Source organism: Streptomyces sp. C36 (assembly GCF_040932295.1).
Lineage (GTDB): Bacteria > Actinomycetota > Actinomycetes > Streptomycetales > Streptomycetaceae > Streptomyces > Streptomyces triculaminicus.
This window is the reverse complement of the sequence record NZ_JBFQGI010000011.1, coordinates 77917-92542: the sequence shown is the minus strand read 5'-3', so window position 1 is coordinate 92542 and position 14626 is coordinate 77917. Positions and strand designations below refer to the sequence as shown.

Annotated in this window: 10 protein-coding genes; 3 read left to right on the top strand and 7 right to left on the bottom strand. The window is 72.2% G+C overall.

Annotated elements, in window-relative coordinates; all coding sequences use genetic code 11:
- Window positions 1–32 precede the first annotated feature (32 nt).
- Genes AB4K12_RS28665 through AB4K12_RS28650 form a run of 4 tightly spaced genes read right to left on the bottom strand, consistent with a single transcriptional unit; the run spans window position 33 to window position 3448 of the window.
- Window positions 33–1292, bottom strand: a complete 1260-nt coding sequence (locus AB4K12_RS28665) for a cytochrome P450 (RefSeq protein ID WP_368437432.1) — start codon at window positions 1290–1292, stop codon at window positions 33–35.
- Between the two features lie 25 nt (window positions 1293–1317).
- Window positions 1318–1749: a DUF6479 family protein gene (locus AB4K12_RS28660; protein WP_368437430.1), complete on the bottom strand. Its 432-nt coding sequence runs from the start codon at window positions 1747–1749 to the stop codon at window positions 1318–1320.
- Between the two features lie 60 nt (window positions 1750–1809).
- Window positions 1810–2793, bottom strand: a complete 984-nt coding sequence (locus AB4K12_RS28655) for a nucleoside triphosphate pyrophosphohydrolase (RefSeq protein WP_368437428.1) — start codon at window positions 2791–2793, stop codon at window positions 1810–1812.
- A gap of 34 nt (window positions 2794–2827) precedes the next feature.
- A complete protein-coding gene (locus tag AB4K12_RS28650) occupies window positions 2828–3448 on the bottom strand; it encodes a SurA N-terminal domain-containing protein (protein ID WP_368437427.1) in 621 nt (206 codons plus the stop codon).
- A 346-nt stretch (window positions 3449–3794) separates the two neighbouring features.
- Here AB4K12_RS28650 and AB4K12_RS28645 point away from each other — a divergent pair, with 346 nt between their 5' ends.
- The 3 genes from AB4K12_RS28645 (at window position 3795) to AB4K12_RS28635 (ending at window position 6990) form a co-directional block, all read left to right on the top strand.
- Complete coding sequence (locus tag AB4K12_RS28645) at window positions 3795–5246, top strand: DUF2079 domain-containing protein (RefSeq protein WP_368437425.1); 1452 nt, start codon at window positions 3795–3797, stop codon at window positions 5244–5246.
- Between the two features lie 120 nt (window positions 5247–5366).
- Window positions 5367–6527 (top strand): amidase domain-containing protein, encoded by a 1161-nt coding sequence (locus AB4K12_RS28640; protein WP_368437424.1) that lies wholly within the window; start codon window positions 5367–5369, stop codon window positions 6525–6527.
- A gap of 28 nt (window positions 6528–6555) precedes the next feature.
- Window positions 6556–6990 (top strand): hypothetical protein, encoded by a 435-nt coding sequence (locus tag AB4K12_RS28635; protein ID WP_368437422.1) that lies wholly within the window; start codon window positions 6556–6558, stop codon window positions 6988–6990.
- A gap of 64 nt (window positions 6991–7054) precedes the next feature.
- Here AB4K12_RS28635 and mfd read toward each other — a convergent pair whose 3' ends face one another.
- From mfd to AB4K12_RS28620, 3 genes are all read right to left on the bottom strand, one after another.
- A complete protein-coding gene (gene mfd, locus AB4K12_RS28630; protein WP_368437420.1) occupies window positions 7055–10606 on the bottom strand; it encodes a transcription-repair coupling factor in 3552 nt (1183 codons plus the stop codon).
- Window positions 10607–10838: 232 nt separating this feature from the next.
- Window positions 10839–13412 (bottom strand): ABC transporter permease, encoded by a 2574-nt coding sequence (locus AB4K12_RS28625; RefSeq protein WP_368437418.1) that lies wholly within the window; start codon window positions 13410–13412, stop codon window positions 10839–10841.
- Window positions 13409–14197, bottom strand: coding sequence for an ABC transporter ATP-binding protein (locus AB4K12_RS28620; RefSeq protein WP_368437416.1), 789 nt, complete (start codon window positions 14195–14197; stop codon window positions 13409–13411). The genes AB4K12_RS28625 and AB4K12_RS28620 overlap by 4 nt, the downstream gene beginning before the upstream one ends.
- Window positions 14198–14626 lie beyond the last annotated feature (429 nt).

Sequence of the window (14626 nt, the reverse complement as noted above, 5' to 3'; positions counted from 1 at the left end):
TTTGATACCGCGTCACGGGGTAGGAGCCGGGGTTATGCGTGTTCGGTTCCCTCGGGAGTGAATTCCACGGGCAAAGTGCGCAATCCACGCATGATCAGGCCTCCGCGCCACCGCAGGTCGTCCGGATCGGCGGCCAGTCGCAGGTCGGGCAGCCGGCGCAGCAGGGTGGCCAGCGCCGTCTGCCCCTCGAGGCGGGCGAGCGGGGCGCCGAGACAGTAGTGGATGCCGTGCCCGTAGCCCAGGTGCTGGTTGTCGCGCCGGGAGAGGTCGAGGGTGTCGGGGTCGGCGAACCGCTCGGGGTCGCGGTCGGCCGCGGCGAGCACCACGAGCACGGGGTCGCCCTCGGCGATGCGCTGTCCGCCGATGGTCAGGTCCCGGGTGGCGAACCGCCAGGTGGCGAGCTCCACCGGGCCGTCGTAGCGCAGGAGTTCCTCCACTCCCGTGGCGAGCAGGCCCTCGTCGCCGGCGGCGAGCGCGCGCTGGAGGCGCTCGCGCTGCCCGGGGTTGCGCAGCAGGGCGTAGACCCCGTTGCCGATCAGATTGACGGTGGTCTCGAAACCGGCGAAGAGCAGGATGAAAGCCATGGCCGCGGCCTCGTCCTCGGTGAGGTGCTCGCCGTGGTCACTCGCCCTGATCAGTCCCGAGATGAGGTCCTCGCCGAGATCCTCCCGCTTCCGGTGGATCAGTTCCGTGAGATAGCCCCGCATCTTCTTCACCGAACGGGCCACTCCGCCGCGCGGCCCGCCGCCGTGGCGGATCATCATGCCCGCCCAGTCCCGGAAGTCGTCCTGGTCCTCGCGCGGGACGCCCAGCATGTCGCAGATGGCGTAGATGGGCAGGGGAAAGGCGAACTCGTGGATGAGGTCCGCCTCCCCCGTCCCGGCGAAGCCGTCGATCAGCTGGTCGGTCAGCTCCTGGACGCGGGAGCCGAACTCGGCGACCCGGCGCGGGGTGAACGCCTTCGAGACCAGCCGGCGCAGCCGGGTGTGGTCCGGCGGGTCGATGTTGAGCAGGTGCGTCATCAGGTTGGCGCTGCGCTCGCCGGGGATGCCGACCTTGCCCTTGCCGTGGGCGCTCTCGGAGTGGTGCACGGGGTTCTTCGACAGCCACTGGTCGGCCAGCGCCTGCCGGGCGTCGGCGTACCGCGTCACCAGCCAGGCCTCCACCCCGCTGGGCAGCGCGGTGCGGTGGACGGGGGCGTGCTCGCGCAGCCAGGCGTACGCGGGGTACGGATCGGCGGCGAATTCCCAGGTGAACAGGGGCGGGGCAGGGGGCGTACGGTTCTCGTGCACGCCCCGACGCTACCTAGGGAGTGTCCTAGGTGTGGCTGCTGCCGCCGCTGCCGAAGGAGCCGCTGCTGCCCGGGCTCCACTTCTTGCGCTCCTCGGACGGCTCCTCGGGGTGGCTGCCGGGGTTGTGGATCTCGTGCGGCAGCACGCGTTCCCCGTCGGCCTCCGTCTGCAGACGGTCCGACTCGCGGTGCTCGGTGACGTAGTCGATCTTGCCGTTGTCGTCGTTGTGCCCCGGGCCGTGGTCGGGCGAGGTGGGACCGGTGCCGTGTTCCGCGGGCGTCTGCCAGGCCCCCTGGCGGCGCTGCGGCTGGCTCGGCGGCGGGGGCTCCCGGTCGCGCCACCGCTGCCCGTAGACGAAGGCCGCGAGCAGCAGGCCGACGACGAACAGCCCCACGATGAACGGGGCGATGCCGCCGAACCAGTGGGGCAGGGCGAGGTCCGTGTGCTCAGTACGCATGGGATGCGGGTACCCGCCCGCGCCCCCGTCAAGACCGTCACTGGGCCGAACGGGTGTCCGTCACTCGCTCGCGCGGGCAGCCGCCTCGGCCTCGAGGATCGCGTCGCGGTACGTCCGGGCCGCGGCCCGCAGGGCGGTCTCCGGGTCGGTGCCGGCCGCCTCGGCCCGCGCGGCCAGGGCCAGCAGCTCGTAGCCGGTCCCCTCGCCGGCCGGGAGATCCACGGGCAGGCCCTCCGAGCGCACCCGGGAGGCGAGCTTGGCGGCGAGGGCCAGGGCGGGCTGGCCGAGCGGCACGCCCTCGGTGACGGACTCGCGGCCCTTCTCCGCCGCCTTGGTCCGCGTCCAGTGCTCCTTGACGTCCTCGGGCGTCTCGGCGCTCTCGTCGCCGAAGACGTGCGGGTGGCGGTGGATGAGCTTGTCGACGATGCCGCCCGCGACGTCGTCGACGGAGAACGGCTCGTCCGGGTCGTCCTGGGCGATGCGGGCGTGGAAGACGACCTGGAGCAGTACGTCGCCCAGCTCCTCGCGCAGCGCCTCGCGGTCGCCGGTCTCGATGGCCTCCAGGAGCTCGTACATCTCCTCCAGGCCGTACTTCGCCAGGTCCTCGTGGGTGCGGATGCCGGTCCACGGGCAGGAGAGGCGGATCCGGTCCATGACCTGGACCAGGTCCAGCAGCCGGGCGCCGGGCAGGTCGTAGGAGCCGGGCAGCAGTTCCAGCGCCGGCATCGACTCCCGGCCGGAGCCGGCCAGCCGGGCCAGGCCGTCGGTCAGCGCCGACTCGCCCTCGGCGGAGGTGAGGACCACGGCCGTGCGCCCGCCGTCCGCGCAGTAGTCGACCAGCTCGCGGGCGGTGGCGGCCGCGTGCTCGACCGTCACGCCGGCCTCCCGCAGATACGGCAGCTGCGGGTGGCCGGCGTCGGCGCACAGGACCCGGTCGGCCTCGCGCAGCGTCCGCCAGGCGGGCCACGACAGCATTCCGGGGGCGACCCGGTGGCTGGTGGTGAGCAGGACGATGCGGCCGCGGGAGTCGTTCAGGTCGTTCACACGGCCGAGCCTAGGCGAGAGGCCGGGCGGCGGCTCACGCCGGCTGCCCCGGGGCGGGCGGCTCCGCCGGGCGCAGCCAGGGCTCGAGCGCGGACCGGGCGGTGCCGCGCCGGGAGTCCCAGGTGCCGTAGCGGGGGTTGACGTCCACCCGCAGGGCGTCGGAGGTCCGCCTCAGGACCTCGTTCGTGCGGGCCTGGCCCAGCTTGCGCTCCAGCTTGGAGCGGACCAGACCGGTCCGCAGCTCCTGGTCGACCTGGCCGGGGGCGATGCCGGCCGCGAGGAAGCGGCCCTCGACCGCCTCGGGGCCGCCGAGCATCCGCTCGACCTGCTGGCGGCGTTCCTGCAGCTCCCGGCGGGTGACGTCCACGCCGTTGTCCTGCCCGGCCTGCTCCACGATCCGGTACTGCACCAGGCGGACGAGGGTGTCCTGGCCGAGCCGGGCGCCGGCGGCCAGCAGCTGCGGGCCCTGCGGCGAGGAGCGCTGCGCCTCGCGCACGTCCTCGACCTCCCGCTGCAGCTGGGAGACGGTGATGCGGTCCTTGCCCACGACGGCCGCGGCCCCCGGGTGCGGTGCCGACCCGCACGCGGTGAGCAGCGGGGCCGCGGCGAGCAGAGCGGCGGCGGAGACGGAGAGCGCTGTCCTGCGGCGGATCATGAAGCCTCCCGGCAGAGATCACGAACAAACAGGGGCGGGGCGGTGATCGATGTTAGGCACTCGACGTGACCCGGGCCACTGATTCGGCCAACGAGCGTGCGGATGTCGGGGCACGTGGCCCACTCGCTCCCCGGGCCGGCCACCGCGCCGACCGCCGGCCACGGCCCGGCGACGCCGCATACTGCAAGACCGGCCGACGTGCCGGGCGGAAGAAAAGCGGCTGAACCGGACGGTCCGGTCGCTCGTCTTCGAAGGGGAGGCCGAACCCGCACCGGCCTCCGCATATCGTTCGTCCCGTCGGCCCGGCAGGGGCCGCGGACCCGCACCACACCGGAGGACACCGCTCATGGACTCGGCCACCGCCGCCGTTCCGGCTCCCGGCCGCGGCACGGACGAGGCCACGCCCGAGAGGCCCACCCGCCGCTCGCGCCTGCGTGCGCCGGGGCTCGACCCGTACTGGGTGGGCGGCGTCCTGTTCGTCCTCTATACCGCGCTGTCCCTCAGCCGCCATCTGCGGATGCTCACCATGTCCTGGGACCTGGGCATCTTCGAGCAGGCGATACAGGCCTACTCCCGGCTCCGGCCGCCCATGGCCGACCTCAAGGGGCCCGGCACCAACATCCTCGGCGACCACTTCAGCCCCGTCACCGCGCTGATAGCTCCGCTCTACCGGCTCTTCCCCGGCCCGGTGACGCTGCTCGTCGTCCAGGCCGCGCTGTTCGCCCTGTCCGCCGTGCCCGTCACCCGCCTCGCCGCCCGCCTGCTCGGCCGGGGCCGCGGCCTCGCGATCGGCGTCGCCTACGGACTGTCGTGGGGAGTGCAGCGGGCGGTCGACTTCGACTTCCACGAGATCGCCTTCGCCATGCCGCTGCTGGCCTTCTCGCTGGAGGCCGTGGTGACCCGGCGCTGGCGCGCCGCCGCGCTGTGGGCGGCTCCGCTGGTGCTGGTCAAGGAGGACCTCGGGGTCACCGTCGCCGCCATCGGCGTGCTGATGCTGATCCGCCTGCGCGGAGGCCGCCGCGAGAAGGGGGCCACGGCGCTCGCCGCCGCACTGGTCGTCTTCGGGCTCGCCGCCACCGCGATCGCCCTCGGCCTGATCATCCCCGGCTTCAACAGCGGCGGCTCCTACGACTACTGGAACAAGATCGGCGGCGGGGACGGGCCCGCCCCCGTCATCCCGGCCGAGACCGCCGTCCGCACCCTGCTGTGGGTGCTGCTGCCCACCACCGGCCTGCTGGCCCTGCGCTCACCGGTGCTGATCGTCGCCCTGCCCACCCTCGGCTGGCGGTTCGCCTCCCACGAGGAGCACTACTGGGGCACCGACTGGCACTACAGCGCGGTCCTCATGCCCGTCGTCCTCATCGCCCTCACCGACGCGCTCGCCACCGCCCGGCACAGCCGACGTCCCTGGCTGCGCCGCTACGCCCACCAGCTGCCGGCCGCCGTGGTCGCCGCCGCCCTCGCGCTGAGCGCCTCGCTGCCCGTCTACAGCCTCACCCAGCCCGACACCTACCGCGTGCCGCAGAGCGTCAAGGACGCCGAACGCCTCCTCGCCCGCATCCCCGACGACGCCACCGTCGAGGCCGACGTCGCCCCCATAAGCCGGCTCGTCACCCGCTGCCGGGTCTTCTGGATAGGCGACACCCGTGGCATCGTCCCCGACTACATCGCGCTGCGGATCACCGACGGCAGGACCGCGAAGGACCTGACCGAGGACGCGCAGCGGCGGCACCCGGGGGCGACGTTCAGGGTGCTCGGCGTCGAGAGCGGCTACGCGGTGCTCAAGCACGTCGCGTAGGGGCGGTCCCGGCCATTCCTCCGAGCGTTCCGGCCATGGGGCAACTGCCTCCCCCGCCACTCGCGTACTCCCCCATGACTGTGGTTTCGGTCAATCAGCTACGGCTCATGGGGGAAGCACATGCCGAGGAAACTGACCAGGACCGCCTGCGCGGTCACCGTCACCACCGCACTGACGCTCGGCGCGGCGCCACTGGCCCTGGCCGCCGAGCGGCCCGATCCGGCCACGTCGACGGCGCCCGCCACGGCCCTTCCGGCCGCCGACACCGCCGCGCTCGCCCGGATCGCCGAGGGCTATCTGCAGCAGCGCGCCGACACCGTGACCGCCACCGGGCGGAGCCGGATCACGCCCGCCGTACCGCAGCAGGCCGAAGCGGCGCTGCGCACGGAGCTCCGCAAGGAGTTCACGGGACTGGCCGAGCAGGGCCGCGCGTATGTGAAGGCCAGCGGCGGCTACACCCACGCGAAGGTGAAGATCACCCCGGGCGCCGCGGAGCTGCGCGGGGACACCGCCACGCTCAAGATCACCGAGGACACGAGCCTCTTCTACCCGGACGCGCCCGAGGACGCCCCGGAGGCGGAGGAGTACTCCCTCACCCACACGCTCACGTTCAAGCGCACCGCCGCGGGCGCGTGGCTGCTGGCCTCCGACAAGCCGGACATCGACACGGGCGACGTCACCACCTACCTGGCGACGCCCGCCGAGGGCCGTACCGAGCCCGACTCCGAGGACAAGGGCGCGCCCGCCGTCCGGGCCTCGCTCGCCCGTCCCACGACGCCGCCGGAGCCGAAGGCGATGGCGTCGTACAACTACTCCAAGATGGTCGCCTACGCGAACAAGTACTGGAAACACCCCAACGACGACTACCGCACCTACGGCAACGACTGCACCAACTTCATCTCCCAGTCCATGTACGCCGGGGGCTGGAAGCCCGTGGGCGGGTCCCTCCTCGACCGCAAGAAGAACAGCAAGTGGTTCTACGGCCCCCAGCCGTGGACCAGCTACACCTGGGCCGGCGCCGAGAACTGGTACTTCTTCGCCCAGGTGCACTCCAAGCGCACCAAGCCGCTGCGCGACATCTGGGCCCTCGGCACCGCGGACGTCCTGCAGGCCGACTGGGGCCCGCGCCCGAACAACAACATCGACCACAGCATGATCGTCACGAAGATCACCCGCACCGAGCGGTACCTCACCTACCACACCGGTAATACGCACAACCGGAAGCTGAGCAACCTCATCGCCAAGCGTCCCGACGCCTGGTACTACGCCCACCGCACCTGATCCGCTCCGCCCGGCCCTGGGGGCACAGATGACGGCACGTCGAACGGCCGCGCTCGGCGCGGCGGCCCTGACCACCGCGACACTGCTCGCCCTGACCGGCTGCGGCGCGGGCCAGGGCGAGGCGAGATCGGAGAAGGAGACCGCCTCGGCCTACGTCGAGGCCCTCAACGCCCGGGACGCGGACGCCCTGGCCGGGCTGGGGCGCCCCGGCGACCAGGGCACGGAGCAGGAGGCCCGGGCCCTCGTCGCCCGTGAGGGCGGCCGGCGGGTGAAGGTCGGCGGCATGACCGTCCACCACGAATTCGGCCCCGACTTCGCCGACGTCGTCATCGAGGGCACCGACGGCGAGGGCCGCCGCTACCGGCAGCGGCTGGCCCTCGAACGGACCGGGAAGACCTGGTACGTCCCCCTGGGACGGGCACCGGGAACGCCCAAGCCGACCGCGGCGACCACCCGCCCCTGACGGCGGCGGGCCCTCGGCCGCCCGGTCGTTCCAGGCGGGTGGCCGAGGGCCCGGAAGGCGGCTGCTAACCGAGGATCGTGGTCAGGAACTCGCCCGTCCACGCCAGCAGCTCCCGGCCGACCAGCGGCTTGCCGCCGATGGGGCGGGTCGCCGGGCGCGGCACCAGGATCTGCTGGGTGGCCGGCTTCATGACCGTACGCGGGTGGAGCCGCTTGAGCCGCAGCTCCTGCGACTCGCGCAGGTCCACCGGGCCGAAGCGCACGTTGGCGCCCTGCAGCGTGATGTCGGAGACCCCGCAGGAGCGGGCGAGCATCCGCAGGCCGGCCACCAGCAGGAGGTTCTCCACCGGCTCGGGCAGCTTGCCGTAGCGGTCGGTGAGCTCCTCGCGGACGGCCTTGATGTCCTCCTCGCTGGTCGCCGAGGCGATGGCGCGGTAGGCCTGCAGGCGCAGCCGCTCGCCGGGGGCGTAGTCGTGCGGGACGTGCGCGTCGACCGGCAGCTCGATCTTGACCTCGAGCGGCGGCTCCTCCTCCGCGCCGCCTTCCAGCGAGGCCCGGTAGTCCGCCACCGCCTCGCCCACCATGCGGATGTAGAGGTCGAAGCCGACGCCCGCGATGTGCCCGGACTGCTCGCCGCCGAGCAGATTGCCCGCGCCGCGGATCTCCAGGTCCTTCATCGCCACGTACATGCCCGCGCCCATCTCCGTGTGCTGGGCGATGGTGGCCAGCCGCTCGTGGGCGGTCTCGGTCAGCGGCTTCTCCGGCGGGTAGAGGAAGTAGGCGTAGCCGCGCTCGCGGCTACGGCCCACACGGCCGCGCAGCTGGTGCAGCTGGGAGAGGCCGAAGTTGTCGCCGCGCTCGACGATGAGGGTGTTGGCGTTGGAGATGTCGATGCCGGACTCGACGATCGTCGTCGAGACGAGCACGTCGAACTTCTTCTCCCAGAAGTCGACCACGACCTGCTCCAGGGCCGACTCCGACATCTGGCCGTGCGCCGTGGCGATGCGCGCCTCGGGCACGATCTCGCGCAGCTTGGCGGCCGCCCGGTCGATGGACTCGACCCGGTTGTGGATGTAGAAGACCTGTCCCTCGCGCAGCAGCTCGCGGCGGATGGCCGCGCCGATCTGCTTCTGCTCGTAGGGGCCCACGAAGGTCAGCACCGGGTGCCGCTCCTCCGGCGGGGTGGTGATCGTCGACATCTCGCGGATGCCGGTCACCGCCATCTCCAGGGTGCGCGGAATGGGCGTGGCCGACATCGTCAGCACGTCCACGTTGGCGCGCAGCTTCTTCAGCTGCTCCTTGTGCTCGACGCCGAAGCGCTGCTCCTCGTCGACGATGACCAGGCCCAGGTCCTTGAACTTCGTCTCGGAGGAGAAGAGGCGGTGGGTGCCGATGACGACGTCGACCGAGCCCTCGCGCAACCCTTCCAGGACGGCCTTCGCCTCGGCGTCCGTCTGGAAGCGGGAGAGCGCCTTCACCACGACCGGGAACTGGGAGTACCGCTCGGAGAACGTGCCGAAGTGCTGCTGCACCAGCAGCGTGGTGGGCACCAGCACCGCCACCTGCTTGCCGTCCTGCACCGCCTTGAAGGCCGCGCGGACCGCGATCTCCGTCTTGCCGTAGCCGACGTCGCCGCACACCAGGCGGTCCATGGGGACGGACTTCTCCATGTCCTCCTTGACCTCGGCGATGGTGGTGAGCTGGTCGGGCGTCTCCGCGTAGGGGAAGGCGTCCTCCAGCTCCCGCTGCCAGGGGGTGTCGGGGCCGAAGACATGGCCGGGGGCGGCCATGCGGGCGGAGTAGAGCTTGATCAGGTCGGCGGCGATCTCCTTGACGGCCTTCTTGGCGCGCGCCTTGGTCTTCGTCCAGTCCGCGCCGCCGAGCCGGTGCAGGGTGGGCGCCTCGCCGCCGACGTACTTGGTGACCTGCTCGAGCTGGTCGGTGGGGATGTAGAGGCGGTCGCCGGGCTGGCCGCGCTTGGCGGGCGCGTACTCGACGAGGAGGTACTCGCGGGTGGCGCCCTGGACCGTGCGCTGGATCATCTCGAGGTAGCGGCCGACGCCGTGCTGCTCGTGGACGATGTAGTCGCCGGCCTGCAGGGTCAGCGGGTCGATGGTCTTGCGGCGGCGCACCGGCATCCGGCCCAGGTCCTTGCTGGCGGACTTCTGGCCGGTCAGGTCGGCCTCCGTCAGCACGGCGATCCTCAGGCCCGGGTCGACGAAGCCGGTGTCGATCCCGGCGCACGAGACGTGCACGAGGGACGGGGACAGCTCCGCCAGGTCCGCGTCGAGGCGGGCGGGGATGCCCTCGCCGCCGAGCACCTCGACGGTACGGGCGGCCGGTCCGTGGCCCTCGGTGAGGAAGACCGTGCGCCAGCCGTCGGAGACCCAGCCCTTGGTGTCGGCCAGCGCGCGGGCGGTGTCGCCGCGGTAGGTCTCCGGGGCGTGCATGCCGAGCTTGAGGGTGTCGCCGTCCCCCGCCGCGCCGACGGCCGATGTCAACGTCTCGTCCGCCGCGAAGGGGCTGATGGACCACCACATCATGCCCAGCTCGCGGGCGCGGTCGCGGACGTCGGCGATGCCCCGCAGGGAGGCGGCGTCCACGTCGATGGGCGCCTCGCCGCCGCCGGCCGTGGCGGCCCAGGACGCCTGCAGGAACTCCTGCGAGGTCGCCACCAGGTCGGCGGCCCGGGTGCGGACCCGCTCCGGGTCGCAGACCACGGCCATCGCCCCGGCCGGCAGCACGTCCAGCAGCAGCTCCATGTCGTCCACCAGGACCGGCGCGAGGGACTCCATGCCCTCCACCGCGATGCCCTCGGCGATCTTCCCGAGCAGCTCGCCGAGCTCGGGGTGCTCCTCGGCCAGCGCCGCGGCCCGCTCCCGGACCGCGTCGGTCAGCAGCAGCTCACGGCACGGCGGCGCCCACAGGCCGTGCTCGGCGATCTCCAGCGACCGCTGGTCGGCCACCTTGAAGTAGCGGATCTCCTCGACGTCGTCGCCCCAGAACTCGACCCGCAGCGGGTGTTCCTCGGTCGGCGGGAAGACGTCGAGGATGCCGCCGCGCACCGCGAACTCGCCGCGCTTCTCGACCAGTTCGACCCGGGCGTAGGCGGCCGCGGCCAGCGCCTCGGTGACCTCGCCGAGGTCCGCGCCCTGCCCGCTGCGCAGGCTCACCGGCTCCAGGTCGCCCAGGCCCTTGACCTGGGGCTGCAGCACGGACCGTACGGGCGCGACGACGACGCTGACCGGGCCCGCCGCGGGGTCGTCCGCGCTGGGGTGCGCCAGCCGGCGCAGCACGGCCAGGCGGCGGCCGACGGTGTCCGAGCGCGGGGAGAGCCGCTCGTGCGGCAGCGTCTCCCAGGAGGGGTACTCGACGACGCGGTCGGCGGGCAGCAGGGAGCGCAGGGCGGCTGCCAGGTCCTCCGCCTCCCGGCCGGTGGCGGTCACGGCGAGCACGGGCCGCTGGGCGTCGCGCGCGAGCGCGGCGACGGCGAAGGGCCGTGCGGCGGCCGGCCCCACGAGGTCGATGTGCGGCCGATTGCCGTCGCCCGCGGCCTTCACCGCTTCGGCGAGCGCCGGATCATTGACGACGGCGTCGAGCAGACCGTGCAGGCTCATGAAGGCTTTCCCGTCCCGGGGGTGGACAACGCGAACGGCCCGGCGCGTGCCGTACGGGCCGAGCCGGGGGTCTCCAGACTACGACGGTGGACCGACGCCCGCCGGTGCGTAGCGGGGCGAGCTCCGTTCGCCACCGTCGGTCACTCGGGGTGGGCCCGGGAAATGCCGGACGGCCCGGACGCGCACCCCCGTGTCGCGTCCGGGCCGTCCGAGCCTTCGGGCGGCGGCCCCGCTAGTCGGTCGCGATGGCGTTCAGGACGTTCATCCGGCCCGCCCGGAACGCCGGGATCAGGGCGGCGAGCAGGCCCACCACCGCGGAGCCGACGAAGACCGCGATGATCGTCGGCCAGGGGATGTCCAGGACGCCGAGGCCCTGGAGGGCCAGCAGCTTCTGGGCCGTGGTGCCCCAGGCCATGCCGAGGCCGAGGCCCAGCAGGGCGCCGAAGAGGGCGATGACCACCGACTCCAGCCGGATCATGCGGCGCATCTGGCGGCGCGAGAGGCCGATCGCCCGCAGCAGGCCGATCTCCCGGGTGCGCTCGACCACCGACAGGGCGAGCGTGTTCACCACGCCCAGGACCGCGACGATGATCGCGAGGGCCAGCAGGCCGTAGATCATGTTGAGCAGCTGGCCGACCTGGTCCTGGATGAGCTTCTTGTAGTCGGACTGGTCACGGACCTTGACCTGCGGGTAGTCCTCGACCGACGCCTTGAGCGCGGCGGCGGCCTGCTTCGTCTGCCCGTCGGCGGCCTTGGCCAGGACCATGAAGTCCAGCGGCATCTTCCCGGCCGGGAGGTAGCTGCGCGCGGTGGCGATGTCGGTGTACATCGCGCCCTTGTCGATGCTGGTGTCGTCCGAGGTGACGGCCTTGACCGTCAGCTTGGCCGTCCGGCCGTCGACCATGGCGACCGTCAGCCGGTCGCCGAGCTTGACGCCGTGGTCCTTGGCGAAGCCCTCCGGCACGGACATGGCGTCCTTGGCGTAGGCGTCCTTCAGGTCGCCCTCGACCGTCTCGGCGCGCACGTCGTCGGCGTAGGTGGGGGTCACCGCGGACAGCCGCTGGGTGCCGCTCCTACCGTCCGGGGTGGTGATCTTCGCGTTGACGACCGTGTATTCCGTGACGTGCTCGACGTGGCCGGCGGACTTGATCGCCTTGACCACGGCCGGGCTCAGCGGCTGCTGGTTCTCGGACTGGACGATGAAGTCCGCGCCCACCGACTTGTCGAGCTGCTCGGTGGCCGAGGCGACCATGGAGGAGCCCACCACCGACAGGGCGGCGACCAGCGCGAGGCCGATCATCAGCGCCGAGGCCGTGGCGCCCGTGCGGCGCGGGTTGCGCAGCGCGTTGCGCTCGGCGAGCCGTCCGACGGGCCCGAAGGCCCGCAGCACCACCGCGCTGATCGCGCGGACGACGAACCCGGCGAGCAGCGGGCCGACGACCACGAAGCCGACGAGGGTGAGGAGGACGCCGAGGCCGAGCATCCCCGAGCCCGCCGCGGCGTCGTCGGACTGGCTGGCGCCGGCCAGCGCCAGCCCGCCCACGGCGGTCAGCACCAGACCGATGGCGGCGCGCACCTTGCCGGCCTTGCCGTCGGCCGGGGTGCCGGCGTCGCGCAGGGCGGCCATCGGGGAGATCTTGGTGGCCTTGAAGGCCGGCAGGAAGGCGGAGAGCACGGTGACGAGCACGCCGATGGTCAGGCCCACGATCGGCGTCGCGGCCTTGATGGTCAGCTCGGAGGTGTCGAGCTTCATGCCCATGGAGCCCATGAGCTCCATCAGCCCGACGGCCAGCGCCACGCCGCCGCCGATGCCCAGGACCGAGCCGACGACGCCGAGCAGTACGGCCTCCACCAGCACCGAGCGCAGGATCTGCGGGCGGCTGGAGCCGATGGCCCGCATCAGGCCGATCTCCCGGGTGCGCTGGGCGACCAGCATCGAGAAGGTGTTGACGATGAGGAAGACGCCCACGAGGACGGCGATGCCGGCGAAGGCGAGCAGCGCGTACTTCATGACGTCCAGGACGGAGCCGATGTCCTTCTTGTTCTCCTCCTTGCTCTCGGCGGCGGTCCGCAGGGTGTAGTCGCCGGCGGAGGAGCCGAGGGCGGCGGAGACCCGCTCCTTGAGCTGCTCGTCGCTGACGCCGGAGGCGGCGGTCAGCCCGTAGCCGCTGAACTCGTCGGTGCTGCCGAGGAGCTTGGCCTGGGCGGTCGGGGTGTCGAAGTAGAAGACGGCCGCGCCGGGGTTCGTGGTCTTGTACGTGGCGATGCCGACGACCTTGACGGTGAAGTCGCCCGGGACGGCGATCACCCGGAGGGCGTCGCCCGTCTTCACGCCGTGCTTGTCGGCGGTGTCGGAGTCGAGGACGACCTCGGCCGGGCCGTGCGGCTCGTGGCCGCTGGTGATCTCGACGGACTTCTTCGCGCCCTCGTCCCAGTTGACGCCCACGGTGGGGGCGCCGGAGGTGGGGCCGAGGCTCTTCTTCCTGCCGTCGACGACGGTCAGTTGCCGGCTGTCGGCCGACGGCTCGACCTTGGCGACGCCGTCGACCTTGGCGAGCTTCTCCCGCAGCGAGGCCGGGACCGTCGCCGGCCTGCCGGCCTGCTGCGCGTCGTCGTTCTCCTTCGGGCCGACGGAGACGTCCGACGCGACGTTGGCGAAGAGCTTGTCGAACGTGGCGTTCATGGTGTCGGTGAAGACGAGCGTGCCGCAGACGAACGCCACCGACAGCAGGACCGCGGTGGCGGACAGCGCCATGCGGCCCTTGTGCGCGAGGAAGTTGCGCAACGAGGTCTTGAGAACGGTCACGACACCCGGCCCCGGGCGTCGAAGTTCTTCATCCGCTCGAAGACGGCCTCGGCGGTCGGGGAGTGCATCTCGTCGACGATCCGGCCGTCCGCGAGGTAGAGCACGCGGTCCGCGTAGGAGGCGGCGACCGCGTCATGCGTCACCATGACGATGGTCTGCCCCAGTTCGTCCACCGAGCGCCGCAGGAAGCCGAGCACCTCCGCGCCGGCCCGCGAGTCCAGGTTTCCGGTCGGCTCGTCACCGAAGATGATCTCGGGGCGGGCGGCCAGGGCGCGGGCGACGGCCACGCGCTGCTGCTGGCCGCCGGAGAGCTGGTTGGGGCGGTGCTTCAGACGCCCGGCCAGGCCCACGGTCTCCACGACCTGGTCCAGCCACTGCTGGTCGGGCTTGCGGCCGGCGATGTCCATGGGGAGCGTGATGTTCTCCAGGGCGTTGAGCGTCGGCAGCAGGTTGAACGCCTGGAAGATGAAGCCGATGCGGTCCCGGCGCAGCCGGGTCAGGTGCTTGTCCTTGAGCCCGGTGATCTCGGTCTCGTCGATGAATATCTGCCCCGAGGAGACGCTGTCGAGGCCGGCCAGGCAGTGCATCAGGGTCGACTTGCCGGAGCCGGAGGGGCCCATGATGGCCGTGAACTGCCCGCGGGCGATGTCCACGTCCACGTGGTCGAGCGCGACGACGCGGGTCTCCCCGGACCCGTACGCCTTCAGGACCTGACGGGCCCTCGCCGCGACGGCCGCATGCCCTCCACTGCCCCCGGTCCTGGGAATCGATACAGCCGTTGTCACGGTGGGTTTTCTCCTAGTGATCGTGTGAGGTCCGCCCGGTGGCGGGGGACGGGATCAAGCCTGTGGCAGACCCGGTGGCGGACGCGATGGTGCTCGTCCGTGTCCTGGGGTGGGGTCAGCCCCACCCGGCGCCCCCCGGCCGCCCCCATGAATCTAGACGCGGCTTTCCGGCCACTCGTCCTGCTGCGGTACGAACCGCGAGGAGGAGAACGTAAGGAGCGTCCCCTAGGGGAAGCCCTCCCTCAGCACGATGACTTCTCAGGGTCGGGTACGTACATCGACGGAGAAACCGACCCTTGAGGGGTAACGAACGGCGAAGAAACCGTGAAGCCGGTCCCCTGACAAGACAATTGGGGTTGGAGAGAATTAGTGTTCGGGTCTATGGCCGTGGGGGGCTGACGTGCGACCCCCCGATGGGAACGGCCGCCG

Coding starts and splice junctions, on each gene's coding strand:
- AB4K12_RS28660 (WP_368437430.1), bottom strand. CDS start 1,749: ATGCGTACTGAGCACACGGACCTCGCCCTGCCCCACTGGTTCGGCGGC.
- AB4K12_RS28650 (WP_368437427.1), bottom strand. CDS start 3,448: ATGATCCGCCGCAGGACAGCGCTCTCCGTCTCCGCCGCCGCTCTGCTC.
- AB4K12_RS28645 (WP_368437425.1), top strand. CDS start 3,795: ATGGACTCGGCCACCGCCGCCGTTCCGGCTCCCGGCCGCGGCACGGAC.
- AB4K12_RS28640 (WP_368437424.1), top strand. CDS start 5,367: ATGCCGAGGAAACTGACCAGGACCGCCTGCGCGGTCACCGTCACCACC.
- AB4K12_RS28635 (WP_368437422.1), top strand. CDS start 6,556: ATGACGGCACGTCGAACGGCCGCGCTCGGCGCGGCGGCCCTGACCACC.
- mfd (WP_368437420.1), bottom strand. CDS start 10,606: ATGAGCCTGCACGGTCTGCTCGACGCCGTCGTCAATGATCCGGCGCTC.